17 protein-coding genes and 2 pseudogenes are annotated in these 17,833 nt (G+C 70.5%); 6 read left to right on the plus strand and 13 right to left on the minus strand.

What is annotated here, in order from left to right; translation table 11 throughout:
- On the plus strand, positions 1 to 356 hold a 356-nt coding region (locus ACK5IN_RS05615; RefSeq protein ID WP_416895223.1), incomplete at its 5' end, for an ATP-binding cassette domain-containing protein.
- Positions 357 to 360: 4 nt separating this feature from the next.
- Positions 361 to 585: a hypothetical protein gene (locus ACK5IN_RS05620; protein ID WP_416895224.1), complete on the plus strand. Its 225-nt coding sequence runs from the start codon at positions 361 to 363 to the stop codon at positions 583 to 585.
- 194 nt (positions 586 to 779) lie between these two features.
- On the opposite strand, the gene ACK5IN_RS05625 is transcribed toward ACK5IN_RS05620, so the two are convergent.
- From ACK5IN_RS05625 to ACK5IN_RS05645, 5 genes are all read right to left on the minus strand, one after another.
- Positions 780 to 2,675 carry a choice-of-anchor G family protein gene (locus tag ACK5IN_RS05625; protein WP_416895225.1) on the minus strand — a complete coding sequence of 632 codons (1,896 nt, stop codon included), beginning with the start codon at positions 2,673 to 2,675 and terminating at the stop codon, positions 780 to 782.
- A 233-nt stretch (positions 2,676 to 2,908) separates the two neighbouring features.
- Complete coding sequence (locus ACK5IN_RS05630; RefSeq protein ID WP_416895226.1) at positions 2,909 to 4,270, minus strand: FAD-binding oxidoreductase; 1,362 nt, start codon at positions 4,268 to 4,270, stop codon at positions 2,909 to 2,911.
- A gap of 135 nt (positions 4,271 to 4,405) precedes the next feature.
- A complete protein-coding gene (locus tag ACK5IN_RS05635; RefSeq protein WP_416895227.1) occupies positions 4,406 to 6,058 on the minus strand; it encodes an MFS transporter in 1,653 nt (550 codons plus the stop codon).
- A gap of 67 nt (positions 6,059 to 6,125) precedes the next feature.
- Positions 6,126 to 6,479: a LuxR C-terminal-related transcriptional regulator gene (locus tag ACK5IN_RS05640; RefSeq protein ID WP_416895228.1), complete on the minus strand. Its 354-nt coding sequence runs from the start codon at positions 6,477 to 6,479 to the stop codon at positions 6,126 to 6,128.
- Between the two features lie 127 nt (positions 6,480 to 6,606).
- Positions 6,607 to 7,824 carry an MFS transporter gene (locus ACK5IN_RS05645; RefSeq protein WP_416895229.1) on the minus strand — a complete coding sequence of 406 codons (1,218 nt, stop codon included), beginning with the start codon at positions 7,822 to 7,824 and terminating at the stop codon, positions 6,607 to 6,609.
- 83 nt (positions 7,825 to 7,907) lie between these two features.
- On the opposite strand from ACK5IN_RS05645, the gene ACK5IN_RS05650 reads away from it, so the two are divergent.
- Together ACK5IN_RS05650 and ACK5IN_RS05655 are read left to right on the plus strand one after the other, a co-directional pair.
- Positions 7,908 to 8,330 carry a DUF2255 family protein gene (locus ACK5IN_RS05650; RefSeq protein ID WP_416895230.1) on the plus strand — a complete coding sequence of 141 codons (423 nt, stop codon included), beginning with the start codon at positions 7,908 to 7,910 and terminating at the stop codon, positions 8,328 to 8,330.
- Between the two features lie 37 nt (positions 8,331 to 8,367).
- Positions 8,368 to 9,114 carry an EI24 domain-containing protein gene (locus ACK5IN_RS05655; protein ID WP_416895231.1) on the plus strand — a complete coding sequence of 249 codons (747 nt, stop codon included), beginning with the start codon at positions 8,368 to 8,370 and terminating at the stop codon, positions 9,112 to 9,114.
- Here the strand turns inward: ACK5IN_RS05655 and ACK5IN_RS05660 are convergent.
- The 6 genes from ACK5IN_RS05660 to ACK5IN_RS05685 all read right to left on the minus strand — a co-directional run bounded on the left by ACK5IN_RS05660 (position 9,092) and on the right by ACK5IN_RS05685 (position 15,142).
- The gene (locus ACK5IN_RS05660) at positions 9,092 to 9,397 is read right to left on the minus strand and encodes a metal-sensitive transcriptional regulator (RefSeq protein WP_416895232.1); all 306 of its coding nucleotides are present in this window, start codon (positions 9,395 to 9,397) and stop codon (positions 9,092 to 9,094) included. The genes ACK5IN_RS05655 and ACK5IN_RS05660 overlap by 23 nt on opposite strands.
- Positions 9,394 to 11,415, minus strand: coding sequence for a heavy metal translocating P-type ATPase (locus ACK5IN_RS05665; protein WP_416895233.1), 2,022 nt, complete (start codon positions 11,413 to 11,415; stop codon positions 9,394 to 9,396). Before ACK5IN_RS05665 ends, ACK5IN_RS05660 begins: the two co-directional genes overlap by 4 nt.
- Positions 11,412 to 13,673, minus strand: coding sequence for a heavy metal translocating P-type ATPase (locus ACK5IN_RS05670; RefSeq protein WP_416895234.1), 2,262 nt, complete (start codon positions 13,671 to 13,673; stop codon positions 11,412 to 11,414). The genes ACK5IN_RS05665 and ACK5IN_RS05670 overlap by 4 nt, the downstream gene beginning before the upstream one ends.
- On the minus strand, positions 13,673 to 13,882 hold the full coding sequence (locus tag ACK5IN_RS05675) for a heavy-metal-associated domain-containing protein (RefSeq protein WP_416895235.1): 210 nt from the start codon (positions 13,880 to 13,882) through the stop codon (positions 13,673 to 13,675). The genes ACK5IN_RS05670 and ACK5IN_RS05675 overlap by 1 nt, the downstream gene beginning before the upstream one ends.
- A 183-nt stretch (positions 13,883 to 14,065) precedes the next feature.
- Entirely contained in the window at positions 14,066 to 14,638 is a 573-nt protein-coding gene (locus ACK5IN_RS05680; protein WP_416895236.1) for a YdeI/OmpD-associated family protein, read from the minus strand.
- Between the two features lie 45 nt (positions 14,639 to 14,683).
- Positions 14,684 to 15,142 carry a flavodoxin family protein gene (locus ACK5IN_RS05685; RefSeq protein WP_416895239.1) on the minus strand — a complete coding sequence of 153 codons (459 nt, stop codon included), beginning with the start codon at positions 15,140 to 15,142 and terminating at the stop codon, positions 14,684 to 14,686.
- 81 nt (positions 15,143 to 15,223) lie between these two features.
- On the opposite strand from ACK5IN_RS05685, the gene ACK5IN_RS05690 reads away from it, so the two are divergent.
- Positions 15,224 to 15,958 (plus strand): dienelactone hydrolase family protein, encoded by a 735-nt coding sequence (locus ACK5IN_RS05690; protein ID WP_416895237.1) that lies wholly within the window; start codon positions 15,224 to 15,226, stop codon positions 15,956 to 15,958.
- 24 nt (positions 15,959 to 15,982) lie between these two features.
- On the opposite strand, the pseudogene ACK5IN_RS05695 reads toward ACK5IN_RS05690, so the two are convergent.
- Positions 15,983 to 17,030 (minus strand): annotated as a pseudogene (locus ACK5IN_RS05695) (zinc-binding dehydrogenase).
- Positions 17,031 to 17,090: 60 nt separating this feature from the next.
- Here ACK5IN_RS05695 and ACK5IN_RS05700 point away from each other — a divergent pair.
- A pseudogene (locus tag ACK5IN_RS05700) lies at positions 17,091 to 17,355 on the plus strand (transposase); the annotation flags it as partial.
- Between the two features lie 97 nt (positions 17,356 to 17,452).
- Here ACK5IN_RS05700 and ACK5IN_RS05705 read toward each other — a convergent pair.
- The coding region (locus ACK5IN_RS05705; RefSeq protein WP_416895238.1) for an ATP-binding protein at positions 17,453 to 17,833 on the minus strand (381 nt) is incomplete at its 5' end.

Consider the following 17,833-nt stretch of genomic DNA (forward strand, 5'->3'; position numbering starts at 1 on the left):
AGGCGCTCAACACTCTGTCGGGCGGCGAGCGGCAACGCGTGAAGCTCGCCATCTCGATGGCGAAGAAGGGCGCGGTCTACGTGCTCGACGAGCCGACCACCGGGTTGCACCTGGCCGATGTCGACAACCTGCTGGCGCTGCTGGACCGACTGGTCGACGCCGGCAACTCGGTGATCGTCATCGAGCACCACCAGGCCGTCATGGCCCACGCCGACTGGATCATCGACCTCGGCCCCGGAGCCGGCCACGACGGCGGGAGGGTCGTCTTCGAGGGCACCCCCAGCGACCTCGTCACGGCGCGCTCGACTCTGACCGGTGAGCACCTGGCAGATTATGTGGGTCGTCCGCGACACTGAGGCAGTGAGCGCGCAACGGCGCGTGCCGCTCTGGTGGTTCATCCGCACTGCGTGGGTCGTGCCCCGGAGCATCTCCCGCGTCAGCGGCGGGCGCCTCGGGCTCTCCGTGCCGCAGCCGGGTCGCTACGGCATGATGCGCCCGAACGCCATCCGTCGCCGCAGCGGCCAGGAACGCGTCGCGGTCGTCGCCTGCGTCGAAGCCGATCCGCGGTGGGCACGATGGCGATGAACGGGTGGGCCGAGACCCCGCCCGCGTGGTTGCTGAGCCTGTGGGCACAGCCGGGTGCGCGCATCCACCTGCATTGATGCCGGGGCCTGCGAGACGACCCGGGCTCGCTCGCAACTCCCCGGACAAACGCGTGCGGAGCCCGAGAGACTCACCCAGGCCTCCACACGGCGGTTCAGCGCACGGCGCTCATCGCATCACGCCTGCTGGCGACGCCGCAGCGAGAACAGCACCGCGCCCGCACCGGCGGCGAGCAGAAGCATACCGAGCGGCAGCAGGACACCCAGGTCGGCTCCGCCACCCGTGACGGGCAGTGCGTCACCGCCTGCGGGGGCAGGTAGCTTGACGACGATCGAGAAGTCGGTCGTCGCCTCGGAGTCGACCGTCTCGTTGTCGACCGACTGTGCGGCTGTGACCGCGTAGTCACCTTTGCCGAGCGCCGGGAACGTGACACTCCAGGTGCCGTCATCGGCGACGGTGGCCGTCTGCTCGGCGCCGCCGTCGAGCGTCACCGTGATCGAGGCGGTCGGCTCACCCGTACCAGTGATGTCGACATCCTTGATGCCGTCGTTGCTGGTCACCGTGTACTCGGTACCGGCACCGGGCGCGGAGATGGCGACCGGTGTCCACGGCGTGGCTTGCACCGTGGCCGACGAGAGGTTGAGCAACGGCTCGCCGAACACTCGGATGCTCAGCGCACGCTGAGTGAAGGGGCCGCCGCCGTCCTTCGAACCCTCTTGCACGTTGACGATGACCGACACGAAGCCGCCGAGCAGGTCGTCGAGTCCACCGATGTCGGCGATCGCTTCGTTCACCGGCGCGGCAACCTCCACCGTCAGTGCACTCAACTTGGTGCCGAGCGTGGTCGCGACCGGGTTCAGGATGGCGTCGACGACGTCTGCCTTCACCTCGACATCGAAGGCGTCGAGGATCCAGCCGAGCACTTGGTCCGGAAGGCTGAGGCCCGCCAGCTCGACATCCAGACCGAGCGCGAGAGACGACGCGTCGCCGGCGGGGAGAAAGTTGCCGAGGTTGCCGCTGAGGGTGATGTCGAGCGCCATGAGATTGTCGCTGCCCAGCACGCTGACGTCGATACCCGCGAGCAGGAGCAGGATCTTGATCGTCGGCGGCACCTCGATGTTGACAACGACGTTGGCCCCGAACGACACAGCGAGATCAGCCGCCTTCAGCGACGCCGACACCGCGTCGGTGATCTCGGTGTTCAGGTCGGTCAGCAGAGTGGTCAGCGCGGTCTCGACGGCAGCAACCAGCAATGTGTTCGGCGCGAGGCCGTTCAGCCCCCCGGTCGGGCTGAGGTCAACCGTGATCGTTCCGGTATCGAGGTCGAGGGTCACCGGGCCGTCTGTGACGACCCCGGTCAGCACACTCTCCAGCGCCGTCTGCAGGGCACCAGCATCGATGGTGAGCGACGCCGTGGCATCCACGATGTCGACGCTGAGCACATTGACGTTGTCGAGGTCGAGGATCTCTAGGATCGTGTCATCGAGACTGTTCAGGTCGGCGATCGTCGCAGTCTCGATCGCGGTCTCTGCGCCGGCGACGTCGGCCAGCACACGCTTAACGAGGGTGGCCTTGAGACCGTCGATGATGGGGCTCTTCAGGGTGAGCGTGGCGTCGGCCAGCGAGTAGTCGCTGTCGATCACGACACCCGAACCGCTGCGCGATGCCGATGCGCTCGCCGTGAACGCGCCGAACTCGAGGTGCAGGCCCGAGATGATGCTGTCGACACGGGCATCGAGTGAGTCATCGAGGTCGATGGATGCCTTGGCGAGCGCGCTCTCGGCGTACGACCCGACGACGCCGGACGCCGCCATCTCGGCACCGATCGTGGCGTCCGCCTCGAGGTCGAGCCACGGGATGCTCAGGCCGAGGTCGGCGAGCGCGTGCGAGTCGACACCGCCAGGCACGAACGTGGAGGAAGCACCGCCGGTCTCGACAATGCCCGAGAGCAGTTGCGCCTCGGCCTCGGCCCCTTCGAAGCCCGGCTCTGCGGCTGAGGCCGCCTGCGCGCCACCAAGCGTCACAAGCGCTGCAGCGCTGATCATGGCGAGCGGGCGCAGAACCCGTGCCATTCGACGGTGCGGGTTTCTGTCGTGTGTGGAACGCGTGTTCCGATGCGGCATTGCAGATCTCCGGTGTGGTGTCTGTGCGCCAGGACGAGGATCTCGGCGGCCGCATGACCTAGCCGCGACGACCACACCATCTCCCCAGCATGGATACTTGCCCTCAGAACTCTACTGAATCGCGAGAGAGTTGCACCACCCGATATCGAGCAGGATCACCCGGCGTACCGCCAGGGCATGATTCAGAGACCGGCGCCGGGGTTCAGGATGCCCTGCGGGTCGAGCGCCCGCTTGATGCGCTGGTTGAGCTCGAGCACATCCTCGCCGAGGTAGTCGCCGAGCCACGGGCGCTTCAGGCGCCCCACACCGTGTTCGCCGGTGATCGTGCCGCCGAGCTCGATCGCGAGGTGCATGATCTCGCCGTAGGCGGCGTCCGCACGCGCCCGCGATGCCGGGTCGGCGGGGTCGAAGACGATGAGCGGATGCGTGTTGCCGTCACCAGCGTGCGCGATCACCGAGATCACGAGGTCGTGGTGCGCCGCGATCCCGGCGATGCCGGTCACCAGATCGCCCAGCCGCGGCAACGGCACGCCGACATCTTCGAGCAGCAGCGATCCGCGCTTCTCGACGGCGGGGATCGCCATGCGACGAGCCGCGACGAAAGCCTCGCCCTCGTCCGGGTCGTCCGTCGCGTAGCACTCCGTCGCCCCGTTCGCCGCACAGTACGCCTCGACGGCGGCGATCTGCTCGGCGGCCAGTGCCGCCGGTTCGTCGGACTGCACGACGAGCAGGGCCGCGGCATCCCGGTCCAACCCCATCCGGGTCTCGTCTTCGACGGCGCCGATCGCGACAGCATCCATGAACTCGAGCATCGACGGCCGCATGGTGCGGGTGATGTCGAGCACCGCCTGGGTCGCCCCGGTCAGCGTCGGGAACGTCGCCACCAGGGTGGTGGGCGTGCGCTGAGCCGGGACGAGGCGCAGCACCGCCTCGGTGACGATGCCGAGCGTGCCCTCACTGCCGACGAACAGCTTCGTGAGCGAGAGCCCCGCGACGTCCTTCAGGCGCGGCCCGCCCAGGCGCACGGCACGCCCGTCGGCGAGCACGACCGTCATGCCGAGCACGTAGTCGGTGGTCACTCCGTACTTGACGCAGCACAGCCCGCCGGCGTTGGTGGCGACGTTTCCGCCGATCGAGCAGAACTCGAACGACGACGGGTCGGGCGGGTACCACAGACCGTGCGCGGCCGCGGCATCCTTCACCTCGGCGTTCAGCGCCCCGGGCTGCACGGTCGCCATCCGCACGACGGGGTCGATCTCGATCGCGCGCATCCGCTCGAGCGAGACGACGATGGCTCCGTCGACGGCCGAGCTGCCGCCGGAGAGACCCGAGCCGGCGCCGCGGGGGACGAGCGGGATGCCTCGGGCCGCCGCGTACCGCACCGTGGCCTGCACATCCTCGGTGCACGTCGCCCGCACCACCGCGAGCGGCATGCCCACCGCAGGGTCGTTCGCGCGGTCGCCTCGGTAGGGCTCCATAGCGTCGGGGTCGGTGACGAGCACCCCGGGCGGCAGGGCGGCGGCGAGGTCGGAAAGCTCGGGCATGCACCCAGTCTGCCGTGCCGGGCGCACTCGCCGAGCCCGCAGTTTCGCGCGGAGTTCGCACCCACACGCGTGATTCCTGCGAACCTGGCGCGAAACTGCGAACCTGATCGGCCGCGCGTGACCCGACGCGGGGCCTCAGCGGTCCGCGGGCAGGGCAGCGGGCGCAGCGGGCGCGGCGGCCGCGCGGCGCAGCCGCAGGGCCCCCACGAAGCCCAGCAGCAGGAACACGGTGGCCACCAGCAGCGACCAGCGGGTGCCGTCGGCGAAGCCGGTGGCCAGAGCATCGACCACCTCGGCGGTCTTGTCGCCCAGGTCGCTGTGCGTGCCCTCTGCGCGCAGCTGCGTGATCGCGGTGCCCGCCGACTGCCGCGTGGAGTCCGCCAGCTCGTCGGCGGTCGCGGTCGGGATCCCCGTCGCGCTCAGGGATGCCGGCAGCGTCAGCGCGAGCGCCACCGACAGCGCCGCGCCGGCGAACGCCGTGCCCAGCGCCGAACCGATCTGCCGGACGGTGCTCTGCGTGGCCGAGCCCTGCCCCGAGACCTCCACGGGCACGTCGCGCAGCACCGTGCCCGTGAGCTGCGCCGAGGCGAGCCCCAGCCCGAGCCCGTACACGACGAGCGGAATCGCGACGATCCAGCCCGGGGTGCCGCCCTGCACGATCAGGGCGAGGGCGAGGATGCCGAGGACCTCCAGCCCGAGACCGATCAGCACCGTGCCCGGAGACCCGAACCGCGCCGCCAAGTGCCGGGCCAGCGCACCGGAGACGAAGGCGCCGATGGCCATGGCCGCCAGCACCAGCCCGGCGCCCATCACGTCGAGCCCCAGGGCGTTGATGAGATACAGCGGCAGCACGAAGATGATCGCGAACTCGCCCACGGCGACCATCGCCGCCGTGACGTTGCCCCACGAGAAGGTGCGCAGGCGGAACAGGGTGAGGTCGAGCAGCGCCGAACGCTGCACGCGCGCACGGTGCCGCTCCCACAGGATGAACAGGATCAGGGCGACCGCAGCCACGGCGAACGCGACGGGAACCGCCGAGATCGCGGCATCCGTCCCCCACACCCAGCCGAAGACCTTCAACTCGCCGGTCGGCGCCCACCACCCGATATCGGGCCCTTCGATCACGGCGAACACCAGGGCGCCGAGCCCGATCGCGCTCAGCAGCGCACCGTCGACATCGGCGCCGCGGCGGAACCCGCTGCCGCGCGTCTCGGGCACGGTGAACAGGCCGGCGAAGAACACGAGGGCGCCCAGGGGGATGTTGACCAGGAAGATCCAGTGCCACGACGCCCACTGGGTCAGCGCGCCGCCTGCCAGCGGCCCGACGGCGGCAGCGCCCGAGATCACGGCACCCCACACGCCGAACGCCGCCGCGCGGTACCGGCCGCGGAACGTCGCGTTCACCGTGGACAGCGTCGACGGCATGATCAACGCCGCACCGACGGCCTGTACCGCGCGGGCGGCGATGAGCGGCCCCGAGGCATCTGCCATGGCCGCGAGGATGCTGCCCCCGACGAACACGACAGTGCCCACCTGGAACAGCAGCTTGCGCCCCCAGCGGTCGGCGAGCTTCCCCGTCGACAGCAGCAGCGCGGCCAGCAGCACCGCGTACAGGCTGTTCACCCACTGCGCGTCGGTGAGGTCGAGTTTCAGGTCGGCGATGATGTCGGGCAGGGCGACACCGACGATCGTGCCGTCGAGCACGATCATGCCGAGCCCGAAGGACAGGACGGCGAGCGCGAACCACTCGCGGCGGGTGGGCGGTGTGACGTCGGTCGGGGTGCTCATCGCGCGATGAATGCCTTTCTCGTGTCGCTTCAGTATCGGTGAATGCGGTCCGAAGGGTGGAGATCGGTCACAGCAGTCCCGTCTCGCGGCCACCGCGACAGCCCGCGACCGGCTGTCGACGCCCAGCTTGCCGAAGATGCACGGGGTGCGTCTTCACGGTCGCCTCGCTGACGAACAGCGTCTTCGCGATCTTGCGGTTCGACGCGCCGGTGTCGAGCAGACGCAGCACCTCGTGCTCGCGCTCGGTGAGCCGCGCCCGCGGCGCGCGCATGACCTCCACGACGCGCGAACTCAGTCTAGGGGTGAGCGCAAGCCAGCCGGCGACGGCGTCATGGATGCCGCGCACGATCGTGGCGGGATCTGGGGCACGCAGTGCCGCCGCGCGCCGCGCCCGGCTCGCTGTTCTGCGCCACGTTCGCACCCGTACGCCAGAATCCTGCGAACTTTGCGCGGAACTGCGAACCTGGCGAACCGCGGGTCGAGCCGTTGCGGGATGACTGCCTGTGAGGTCGACCTCACGAAGGAGCTGCCCGCTGCTCGCCGTGCTGTCACTCGACGGAGGCGCCGCGACCGCCCGCCCGCGACCGCAGGAACGCCAGCGGCAGGGTGAGCAGCGAGACGCCCGCGGCGCACAGCAGCGCGATGGGAAAGCTCGTGCCGGTGGCGATCGCCCCCACGATGACCGCCCCCACGCCGGTGCCCATGTCGAAGCCGATGTTCCAGACAGCGCTGGCGGTGACCTGATCGCGCCTGGGCACGGCGGCGAACGCCAAGCCGAGGGTCAGGTTCTGCAGCGCACCGTAGCTCATGCCGATGAGCGCCATGCCGAGCAGCAGTGCGGCACCGCGGCCCAGGCCCGCGGCTGACCACGCGCAGAGCGACAGCCCGACCACGGTGCACAGTACGCTCGGCCACAGCAGGCCGCGCGCACCGTGCCGGTCGGCAATGTGGCCGGCGCCCCAGCGGGTCAGCGCCGAGAGCCCCGTCAGCAGCAACAGGCCCGCGACGGTGAGTGCGGCGTTTGCCGTCAGCTGCGGCACGAAGGTGATCATCGCACCGCCGGCGAGCGTCACCCCGAGCAGCAGGATCACCGGCGGGGCGAGCCCGGCGAAGCGACGCAGACCGCCGTGCAGGTCGGGGTGCTCGAGATCGGGATGCCGCGGCAGCCCGTCGATCCGCCGGCCCACGCGGTACGCCGCGACGATTCCGAGCACGGGCGCGGTCGCCGCGACGAACACGACGGGGTAGCCGAGGTTCTCGGCGGCCCACGGCGCCAGCGGCAGCAGCAGCAGCTGCGGTACCGCGATCGCGAGCCCGAAGGCACCGATCGCCCGGCCGCGACGCGCGGGTTCGATGAGCTCGGCCACCGCGCTGCTGCCGGTCACCGTGAGGATCGCAAAGCCGGCGCCGCGCACGGCGGCGAGGGCCAGCACCACGGCTAGCTCGTCGGAGAGCAGATGCAGCAGTGCCGGGGCGCCGAGCAGCACGAGCCCGATCACGAGCACCGGCGCCCACCCGAACCGGCGCAGCAGGCGCGGCACGAACAGCTGCACCGCGACGGTGCAGAACATGAACACGCCCGTGACGAAGCCCAGCCCGGTGGCGTTCGCGCCGCCGAGCGCCGCCCACATCGGGGCGACCGGCATCAGCAGCGAGTACCCGACGAAGCCGACCGCGACCATCACGGCCAGTGCCGGCATCCCGGGTGCGCGCCACACCGACACGTCGGAGGGGTCCTCCCTGGGGTCTCGTCGCACGGCCGGCACGGCATCCAGTCTGCCTCCTCCGCCGGTACCGGCCGCTCCCCGGGGCGGGGAATGATCGCGGCGCCCGCGTCGTTGCCCCCGTCATGAGCTACCAGGACACCGTGAAGCTGCTCGACGATACCCAGGTCGTCGCGATCGTGACGACGAAGAAGGACGGATCAGCGCTCGCGACGCCGATCTGGTCGATGGTGATCGACGGCGTACCCTACGTGCGATCGGCGTACGGCGCGAGCTCGTGGTGGCACCGGCACATCGCGTCGGGGCGGCCGGTATCGTTCGCACGGGGCGATGGCGCCCTCGCCGAGCGCGACCGTGCGGCCGCCCTCGACCTGCCGCGCGAGGCGGTCTCCACCGCGCACGTTCCTGCCGACGACCCTGTGCAGCGGCGCATCGACGACGAGATCCAGCGCAAGTACGCCTCGTCGCAGCAGTCGTCGATCGACGCGATGCTGAGCCCCGAGGCGGTGGCGTGCACCCTGCGCATCGGGCCGCCGGTCACCACCTGACCCCTCCTCGATGCGCCACAGGCGGTGAGGCATCCTCATGCGCGAGTTCTTCGGCGGGGTCGCCACCCTCGGGCGCGGCTTCGCGTACTGGCGCTCCCGCACGGGGCTGATGCTGCTGGGCCTGCTGCCCGCGGTCATCGTCGGGGCACTGTTCCTCGCGGGGCTCGTCGCTCTGGCGGTGTTCCTGCCGCAGCTGACCGCGGCGCTCACGCCGTTCGCCGATGACTGGCCCGCGGTGTGGGCCGCCGGCATCCGCATCGCCCTCGGCTCTGCCCTGGTCGCGGGCGCGCTCGTGCTCTTCGCCGTCTCGTTCACGGCGCTGACGCTCGCCGTCGGCGAGCCGTTCTACGACCGCATCTGGCGTGCGGTCGAAGCCGACCGGGGCGTGACCGATCCCGGCCCGGGCATCGGCCTCTGGCGGGCGCTCGGCGACGGCGTCGTGCTGGTGCTGCGCGGCATCGGCGTTGCGGTGCTCGCGCTGCTGGTCGGCGTGATCCCGGTGGTCGGGTCGGTGCTGGCGGCCGTGGTCGCGTTCACCCTGACGGGATGGATGCTCGCCGACGAGCTCACCGCGCGCGGGTTGGCGGCGCGTGGGATCACCCGCACGAACAGACGAGGGATGCTGCGCCGTCACCGTGCCCGCACGGTCGGCTTCGGCATCGCGACGCAGGTGTGCTTCCTGGTGCCGCTCGGGGCGATCTTCGTGATGCCGGCCGCCGTCGCCGGCGCGACGCTGCTCGCCGAACGGGTGCGCGCGGACGCTACGACCGCACCAGCCGGGTGATCGCGTCGGTCGCCTCCTTGATCTTCACGGCGGCTTCGTCGTCGCCGGCGCGCGCGGCGTCGACGACGCAGTGCGTGAGGTGATTGTCGAGCAGGCCGACGGCGACGACGTCGAGAGCGCTCTTGAGCGCGCTGATCTGGGTGAGGATGTCGATGCAGTACTTCTCCTCGTCGACCATGCGCGAGATGCCGCGCGCCTGGCCCTCGATGCGCTTGAGCCGGTTGAGGTACTTGTCCTTGTCGGAGATATAGCCGTGGTGGGCGTGGGTGTCGACGGTGGTCATGGGACTCCTTCGGGGCTGAGGTCGATGCGGCGCAGCAGCTGTGCGTTGATCGCGACGATGAGCGTGGACAGGGACATCAGGATCGCGCCGACCGCCATGGGCAGCACGAAGCCGATGGGTGCGAGGATGCCGGCCGCCAGCGGCACGGAGACGAGGTTGTAGCCGGCTGCCCACCACAGGTTCTGCCGCATCTTCGCGTACGCGCGCCGCGACAGCTCGACGACCGAGACGACGCTGCGCGGGTCGGAGCCGGCGAGGACCACGCCCGCCGAGGCGATGGCCACGTCGGTGCCCGCGCCGATCGCGATGCCGACGTCGGCCTGGGCCAGTGCCGGAGCGTCGTTGACGCCGTCGCCGACCATGGCGACCTTGCGGCCCTCGCGCTGCATTTCGGCGACGGTGCCGGCCTTGTCTTCGGGGCGCACGCCGGCGTAGACACGGTCTATGCCGAGGTCGGCGGCGACGGCGTTCGCCACGGCCTCGGCATCACCGGTGAGCATGACGACCTGCACGCCGAGCGCGTGCAGCGCATCGACGGCCTCGCGCGACTCCGGGCGGATCTCGTCGGCGAGCTTCAGCCCACCGACGACGACCCCATCGCGTGCGACGTGCAGGATGATGGCACCGGCCGCCCGCCAGGCATCGGCCGACTCGATCTCGGCTGCCCCCAGCTCGTCGAGCATGCGCGGGCCCCCGACCCGCACCTCGGTGCCGTCGACGGTGGCGGTGACGCCGACGGCCGGGGAGGAGGCGAAGCCGGATGCCGCGGGCACGACGAGCTGCTTGTCCTGCGCGGCGCACACGATGGCGCGGGCGAGCGGGTGTTCGCTGTCGGACTCCGCCGCCGCGGCGAGCGCGAGCACGGCGTCGGCATCCCTTCCCCCGGTCGTGACCACCTCGATGACGGCGGGCTCGCCCTTGGTGAGCGTGCCGGTCTTGTCGAACAGCACGGTGTCGACGGTGCGCATGCTCTCCAGTGCGAGGCGGTCTTTCACGAGCACGCCGCCGCGCGCGGCGCGCTCGGGGGCGATGGCCCCGACCAGGGGGATCGCCAGACCCCGCGCGTGCGGGCAGGCGATCACGAGCACCGTGATGGTGCGTACGACGGCGGCGTCGGGGTTGCCGACGAGGGTCCAGACGATCGCCGTGATCACCGCGGCGCCCAGCGCGAACCAGAACAGCCAGCCGGCGGCGCGGTCGGCGATGCGCTGCGCGCGTGAGGACGAGTTCTGCGCGTCGGCGACGAGTCGCTGGATGCCGGCGAGGGTCGTCGCATCGCCCGTGGCGGTGACTTCGACCCGCAGTCCCGAGTCGGTGGCGACAGTGCCGGCGGCGACCGTGTCGCCGATGGTGCGAGCCACCGCACGGGATTCACCCGTGACCATCGATTCGTCCATATCGGCGCGGCCGTCGACGATGCGCCCGTCGGCGGGCACGCTGCCGCCGGGCCGCACGAGCACGACATCGCCCACCCGCAGTTCGGACGGAGCGACCGTCACGACCTCGTCGCCCTCGACCCGTTCGGCCTCGTCGGGAAGGAGCGCTGCCAGCGCGTCGAGTGCCGAGCTGGTCTGCGCGAGCGACCGCATCTCGACCCAGTGGCCGAGCAGCATGATGACGATGAGGAGGGCAAGCTCCCACCAGAACTCGAGCTCGTGGTGCAGCAGCCCGACGGTCGCCCCCCAGGAGGCGAGGAACGCGACGGTGATCGCCAGCCCGATGAGCAGCATCATGCCCGGCCGGCGGGCGCGGATCTCGCTGACCGCCCCGGTGAGGAACGGCCAGCCGCCCCACGCGTACATGACGGTGCCGAGCACCGCGGCGACCCACGCCCCCCAGTCGGGCACGTCGTAGCCGAGGAGCGTCGCGAACATCGGCGAGAACGCGACGACCGGCACCGCGATGATCAGGTTGATCCAGAACAGCCGTCGGAACTGCGCGACGTGATCGCCGTGGCCGTGCGCGTGGTCTGCGTGCGCGTGGTCTGCGGGCCCGTGGCTGTGCTCCCCGTGGGTCACGCTGCCCGCGCCGTGCTTCGGAATGCCCGCAGCCGCAGGCTGTTGCCCACGACGAACACGCTCGACAGCGCCATGGCGGCACCCGCGAGCATGGGGTTGAGCAGGCCCAGGGCGGCGACCGGGATGGCGGCGACGTTGTACGCGAACGCCCAGAACAGGTTCGTCTTGATGGTGCCGAGGGTCCGCCGCGACAGCCGGATCGCGTCGACCGCACTGCGCAGATCGCCCCGCACGAGGGTGAGGTCGGATGCCTCGATCGCCACATCGGTGCCCGTGCCCATCGCGAGCCCCAGGTCGGCCTGGGCGAGCGCGGGCGCATCGTTGACGCCGTCGCCGACCATCGCGACGACACGGCCGTCGTGCTGCAGTCGGGCCACGACATCCACCTTGCCCTGCGGCAGAACCTCGGCGATCACCCGGTCGATGCCGACCTCGGCCGCGATGCGCCGCGCGACCGCGGTGTTGTCGCCGGTCAGCAGGATCGGCACGAGCCCCAGCTTCTTGAGCTGGGCGACGGCCTCGGCGCTCGTGGGCTTGACGGTGTCGGCGACGACGAGGATTCCGCGCGCGGCGCCGTCCCACCCGACGGCGACGACGGTCTTGCCCTCGCTCTCGGCGCGCGCCTTGGCGGCCGTGACGTCGGGGCTGAGGTGCTGCGACCACTCGGCGAGCAGCGACTCGCGCCCCACCAGCACCGCGTGCCCGTCGACCTGGCCCTGCACTCCGGTGCCCTCGAGGTTGGTGAAGCCCTCGACGTCGGGCAACGCGCCCACGCGCTCGGTCGCGGCCTTGGCGATCGCCTGCGCGATCGGGTGCTCCGAAGCATCCTCCACCGATCCGGCGAGCCGCAGCAGCTCATCCGGGTCGGTCCCCGGCTCGACGATCACGTCGACCAAGGTCATCTTGCCGGTGGTGACGGTGCCGGTCTTGTCGAGCACGATGGTGTCGACGGTGCGCGTCGACTCGAGCACCTCGGGGCCCTTGATGATGATGCCCAGCTGCGCACCGCGGCCGGTGCCGACCAGCAGAGCGGTCGGGGTGGCCAGGCCCAGGGCGCAGGGGCAGGCGATGACGAGGACGGCGACGGCCGCAGTGAACGCCGCGGATGCCGGGAACCCGACGATCAGCCACGCCGCCAGTGTGACGACCGCGATGCCGATGGCGATCGGCACGAACACGCCCGAGATGCGGTCGGCGAGCCGCTGCACCGGCGCCTTTCCGGTCTGAGCGTCTTCGACGAGCTTCGCGAGCTGGGCGAGCTGCGTGTCGGCGCCCACGCGTGTCGCGCGCACCACGAGGCGTCCGCCCGCGTTGACGGTGGCGCCCGTGACCGGGTCGCCCTCGGTCACCTCGACCGGGACCGGTTCGCCGGTGAGCATCGAGGCATCCACGGCCGACGTGCCCGAGACGACCACGCCGTCGGTCGCGATCTTCTCGCCGGGGCGCACGATGAACTCGTCGCCCACCTGCAGCTCGTCGATCGGGATGCGCGTCTCGACGCCCCCCTGCAGCACCGCCACGTCTTTCGCACCGAGCTCGAGCAGTGCCCGCAGGGCGGCTCCGGCCTGCCGCTTCGACCGCTTCTCGAAGTACCGGCCGAGCAGGATGAACGTGGTCACGCCCGCGCCGACCTCGAGGTAGATGTTGCCGGCGCCGTCCGACGGGGCGACGGTGAGTTCGAAGGCGTGCGTCATCCCGGGCATGCCGGCGGTGCCGAGGAACAGCGCGTACAGCGACCACAGGAACGCGGCCAGGGTGCCCATCGAGATGAGCGTGTCCATGGTCGCGGCGCCGTGGCGCAGATTGATCCACGCGGCCTTGTGGAACGGCCACGCGCCCCACACGATCACCGGCGCCGCGAGGGTCAGCGACGCCCACTGCCAGTAGGTGAACTGCAGCGCCGGGATCATCGCCATCGCGACGACCGGAACGGTGAGGATCGCCGAGATGATCAGCCGCTGGCGCAGCGAGGTCAGTTCGAGATCTTCGGATGCCGCGGCCTCGGGTCCACCGGCATCCATCTTCTCCTTCTTCGGCGCCGGCAGCGCCGCCGTGTACCCGGTCTTCTCGACCTCGGCGATCAGCTGGGCCGGATCGTAGCCATACGGATAGGTGACCTTCGCCTTCTCGGTCGCGTAGTTGACCGTGGCGGTGACGCCGTCGAGCCTGTTGAGCTTGCGCTCGATGCGGTTCGCGCAGGACGCGCAGGTCATCCCGCCGATCTGCAGCTCGACGGCGGCCTCCGCCGGGGTGGCCATCAGACGCGCACCGCGGAGTATCCGGCCTCGTCGACGGCCGCGAGCACGGCGTCGTCGTCGATCGGCTGCGTCGCGGTGACGACGAGCGTGCCGTCCTTGGCGCTGACGTCGATGCCTTCGACGCCGGCGACCTGCTCCACCTCTTCGCGCACCGACATCTCGCAGTGGCCGCAGGTCATGCCGGTCACCCGGTACTCGGTCGTCGTCATGGTTCACTCCTTCGTTCGATACCCCCTATGGGTATTTCGCCCAGTGTAACGCATACCTCACGGGGGTATTCCGGGCTCTCGACGACTCGGCACCGCACCCGCCGCTCGCTTCGCGGACGCACGCGTCACGGTCGACGGCGCCTCCGTGCCGTCGGCGGACCAGGCGCTCGCGGGCCCCCGCGCTCAGCGGTAGTGGTGCTCGCCGCGGGCGGCCTTCTCGACGACGTCGGCGATGCGGGCCGCGCGCACGGCCGGCGTGCGGATGCTGCCGAGCCGGAAGTAGATCCGGAATCGCTCGGTCTTCGTCAGCGACGCAATGAACTCCGCGGCGGCGGGATTGCGGTCGAGGGCCTCCTGCAGCTCCGGCGAGGGCGCAGCATCCCGCTGGCGGTAGGCGGCATCCCACCGGCCGTCCGCCCTCGCCCGCTCGACCTCGGCAAGACCGCCCGCGCGCATCCTGCCCTCCTCCGTCAGCCGCGCGACGTGCTCGCGGTTGAGCTGCGACCACGGGCTGTTCCTGCGCCGCGGCGTGAACGCCTGCAGCAGGTAGTCGTCGTCGAAGCGCTTGCTCTGACCGTCGATCCACCCATGGCAGAGCGCGACGTCCAGCGCCTCAGACCAGGTGATCCCGGGTGCACGCGACGACTTCTTGCGCAGCTTGAGCCGCACGCCGTCGGGGCTGGGATCGGCGGAGAGGTAGGCATCCCACTCGGTCACCGTCAGGTGCATGATCGGCTTGTCGTCGAAACTCGCCATGCAGTGACACTACGCGCTCGCGGCACCTGTCCCGCACCGCCGTGCTCACAGCGACGGCTGCAGGCCGGCCGCGGTCGCGGCACCGAGTTCCCAGCAGGCCTCGCGAGCCGCGGCATCCACGTCCCCGATGACCGTCAGCGGTTCGCGCATCCGCCGCCACCGCATGCCGGTCGCGATCGTCTCGACGGAGCGGACGGCTCCGGCCGCGTCGCTGCCGCCATGCACATACAGGGCGTAGGGGCGCCCGGTGGTGGCATCGAGCACGGGGTAGTAGATCGTGTCGAAGAAGTGCTTGAGCGCTCCCGACATGTAGCCGATGTTCGCCGGGGTGCCCAACAGCACGGCATCGGCGCTCAAGACGTCGGCGGCACCGGCAGACAGTGCGGGCCGCACGACGACGTCAACGCCCTCGATCGCGTCGTCGCGGGCGCCGGTGAGCACGGCCTCCAGCATCGACTGCATGCTCGGCGACGGTGTGTGATGCACGACCAGGAGCGTGGGCACGGTCTCGTCTGCCCCTTTCTCCACGGGGACTTCCGAATCTACGCGGAACATCGGCCTCGCGCTGTGTCGTACGGTGGTGTCATGACCGATACCGCTTCCCTCGAAGCATCCGGCGAGTCCTTCGACGTCTACATCGCCCGCCCCGAGGGCGACCCGATCGGCGGGCTGATCCTCGTCCACGAGGTGTGGGGCCTGGTCGATCACATCCGCGATGTCGCCGACCGGTACGCGGCGCTCGGCTGGCTGGTCGCGGCACCAGACATCCTCAGCCGCGGCGGGATCGAGCCTGCCGTGGGTGCCGAGCTGTTCGCCGAGATGAACAGCCCCGACGAGGAGGTGCGTGTCGCCGCCCAGCCACGGTTGCGCGATGCCCTGACCGTCACCCTCGCGCCCGAGTACGCCGGGTGGGCGGTGGGTGCGCTGCGGGCGACCGGCGACTGGCTCACGGCCGAGGGGGTGGGCGATCGACTGGTCGTGACCGGGTTCTGCTTCGGCGGCACCTACGCGTTCCTGCTCGCGACGGCGGATGACCGCATCCGTGCCGCCGCCCCGTTCTACGGTCGTGCGCCCGAGGCGCCACAGATCGCGCGCATCACGTGCCCGGTGCTGGCGTTCTATGGGCAGCACGACCCGTCGCTGATAGACGCCCTGCCCCAGGTGAAAGCCGAGATGGCGGCAGCGGACGTCGACTTCGAGGCGGTGGTGTATGCGGATGCTGCGCACGCCTTCTTCAACGACACCGGCCCGCGGTACCGCGCCGCCGACGCGGCGGACGCGTGGGACCGTGTCACGACCTTCCTGCGCGCGCACGTGTGAGCGGCGGGCCAGTCTCGGGCACCCCTACGGCGTGACCATGACCTTCAGCGCTTCGCGCGCATCCATCGCCGCGTACCCGGCCGGCACCTCGGCGAGCGCGATCGCGCGGTCGAAGACGCGGCCGGGGTCGATCGTGCCGTCGAGCACGAGCGGGATCGCGTCCTCCATGTAGGCGCGCACCGGGGCGGGGCCGCCGACGAGCCGGGCGTTCTTGCCGAACAGCGACCGGAATGATTGGAGCCTCTTCGTACTGCGGCACGCCCACGCGGCTGATGATGCCGCCGGGGCGCACGATCCCGCACGCCTGCTCGTACGCGGGCAGGTATCCGACGGCTTCGAGCACGATATGACTGCCCTTGCCGTCCGTGAGGTCGAGCACCCGTGCGATGCCCTCGTCGCCGCGCTCGGCGACGACATCCGTGGCACCGAACTCGACTCCCAAGTCGGTGCGGTCGGTGTGACGTCCCATCAGGATGATGCGCTCGGCCCCCAGCTGCCTCGCGGCGAGAACGGCCGAGAGCCCGACGGCGCCGTCGCCGATCACGGTGACGGTCCTGCCGGGCTGCACCTGCCCCGTATAGGCGGCGTGGTACCCGGTGAGGTACACGTCAGACAGGGTCAGCAGCGACGCGAGCAGACTCTCGTCGGCGGTGGCCGGGTCGAGGTCGGGCATCTTCACGAGAGAGCCGTCCGCGAGGGGGATACGGGCGATGGATGCCTGGAGTCCGCCGATCTCGGGCGATCCGTAGAACCCGCCGTGGACGCACGACGTCTGCACACCCTCGCGGCAGAACACGCACGTGTTGTCTTGGAACGCGAACGAGGCGATCACGAAGTCACCAGGTGCGAGCGTGCGCACCTCGGCACCGACCTCCTCGACGACCGCGATGAGCTCGTGCCCCATCGGCGAGCCGGCCGTGCGGGGACGCATCGAGCGGTAGCCGTGCAGGTCGGAGCCGCAAACGCACGTACGCACGGTGCGGACGATCGCGTCGGTCGGGACCTTGAGGACAGGGTCGGGCGCGGTCTCGACGCGCACGTCGCCAGCACCGTACATGAAGGTGGCGAGCATGTTTATGCCTCTTCTCAGAGTCTGCGGTGCTCCCATTCGACCACAGGCCCGAGGATGCTACGACAGCTTCTCGCGTACCGCGACCGGCACGAGATGCGGGCAGTGATCGACACGGTCGGCGGCGGCGTCCCCACTGCTCTCACCGAGATCCGCCGCGTTCTTCGGCCGCCCCGGCACCAGCAACGGCCCCACCGAGGCGATCAACGGCCGCCTTGAGCACCTCCGCGGCTCCGCACTCGGCTTCCGGAACCTCACCCACTACATCGCGAGGTCCTTGCTCGAAGCCGGAGGCTTCAGACCCGCACTACACCCTCAAACACGATGAGCCTGTTAACCACAGATTTGTGAAGAATCAGGTGTCAACGTCGGCTAACAACTGACCCCTTTTCGTCGGCGAAAGTTGACCCCCTGGGGTTGTGTGTTTAGTGGTCCGCGCCCGATGTGGGCGGGGTCTTGAGGAGTTCGCGACGGGCGCGGGTTCGGTAGGAGTCGCCGCCGAGGGTGAGGACCTCGGCGTGGTGGACGAGGCGGTCGATCATCGCGGCGGCGACGATGTCGTCGGCGAAGATCTCGCCCCAGCGCCCGAAGGGCATATTGCTGGTGACGAGGATCGAGCCTTGCTCGTAACGAGATGCGACGAGTTGGAAGAACAGGTTCGCGGCGTCGGCGTCGAAAGGTAGGTAGCCGACCTCGTCGATGACCAGTAGCCGGTAGCGGCGCAGTCGTTTCAGTTCGTGCTCGAGTCTGCCTGCCTGGTGTGCACTCTGCAGGCGGTGGACCCAGCCGGTGGCGGTGTCGAACAG

Origin of the sequence: Microbacterium sp. (genome assembly GCF_047971895.1) — a bacterium.
Classification (GTDB): Bacteria; Actinomycetota; Actinomycetes; order Actinomycetales; family Microbacteriaceae; genus Microbacterium.

What these genes read in the sequence shown, in the direction of transcription:
- ACK5IN_RS05625 (WP_416895225.1), bottom strand. Translation starts at nt 2,675, where the DNA reads ATGGCACGGGTTCTGCGCCCGCTCGCCATGATCAGCGCTGCAGCGCTT.
- ACK5IN_RS05630 (WP_416895226.1), bottom strand. Translation starts at nt 4,270, where the DNA reads ATGCCCGAGCTTTCCGACCTCGCCGCCGCCCTGCCGCCCGGGGTGCTC.
- ACK5IN_RS05635 (WP_416895227.1), bottom strand. Translation starts at nt 6,058, where the DNA reads ATGAGCACCCCGACCGACGTCACACCGCCCACCCGCCGCGAGTGGTTC.
- ACK5IN_RS05650 (WP_416895230.1), top strand. Translation starts at nt 7,908, where the DNA reads ATGAGCTACCAGGACACCGTGAAGCTGCTCGACGATACCCAGGTCGTC.
- ACK5IN_RS05655 (WP_416895231.1), top strand. Translation starts at nt 8,368, where the DNA reads ATGCGCGAGTTCTTCGGCGGGGTCGCCACCCTCGGGCGCGGCTTCGCG.
- ACK5IN_RS05660 (WP_416895232.1), bottom strand. Translation starts at nt 9,397, where the DNA reads ATGACCACCGTCGACACCCACGCCCACCACGGCTATATCTCCGACAAG.
- ACK5IN_RS05670 (WP_416895234.1), bottom strand. Translation starts at nt 13,673, where the DNA reads ATGGCCACCCCGGCGGAGGCCGCCGTCGAGCTGCAGATCGGCGGGATG.
- ACK5IN_RS05675 (WP_416895235.1), bottom strand. Translation starts at nt 13,882, where the DNA reads ATGACGACGACCGAGTACCGGGTGACCGGCATGACCTGCGGCCACTGC.
- ACK5IN_RS05680 (WP_416895236.1), bottom strand. Translation starts at nt 14,638, where the DNA reads ATGGCGAGTTTCGACGACAAGCCGATCATGCACCTGACGGTGACCGAG.
- ACK5IN_RS05690 (WP_416895237.1), top strand. Translation starts at nt 15,224, where the DNA reads ATGACCGATACCGCTTCCCTCGAAGCATCCGGCGAGTCCTTCGACGTC.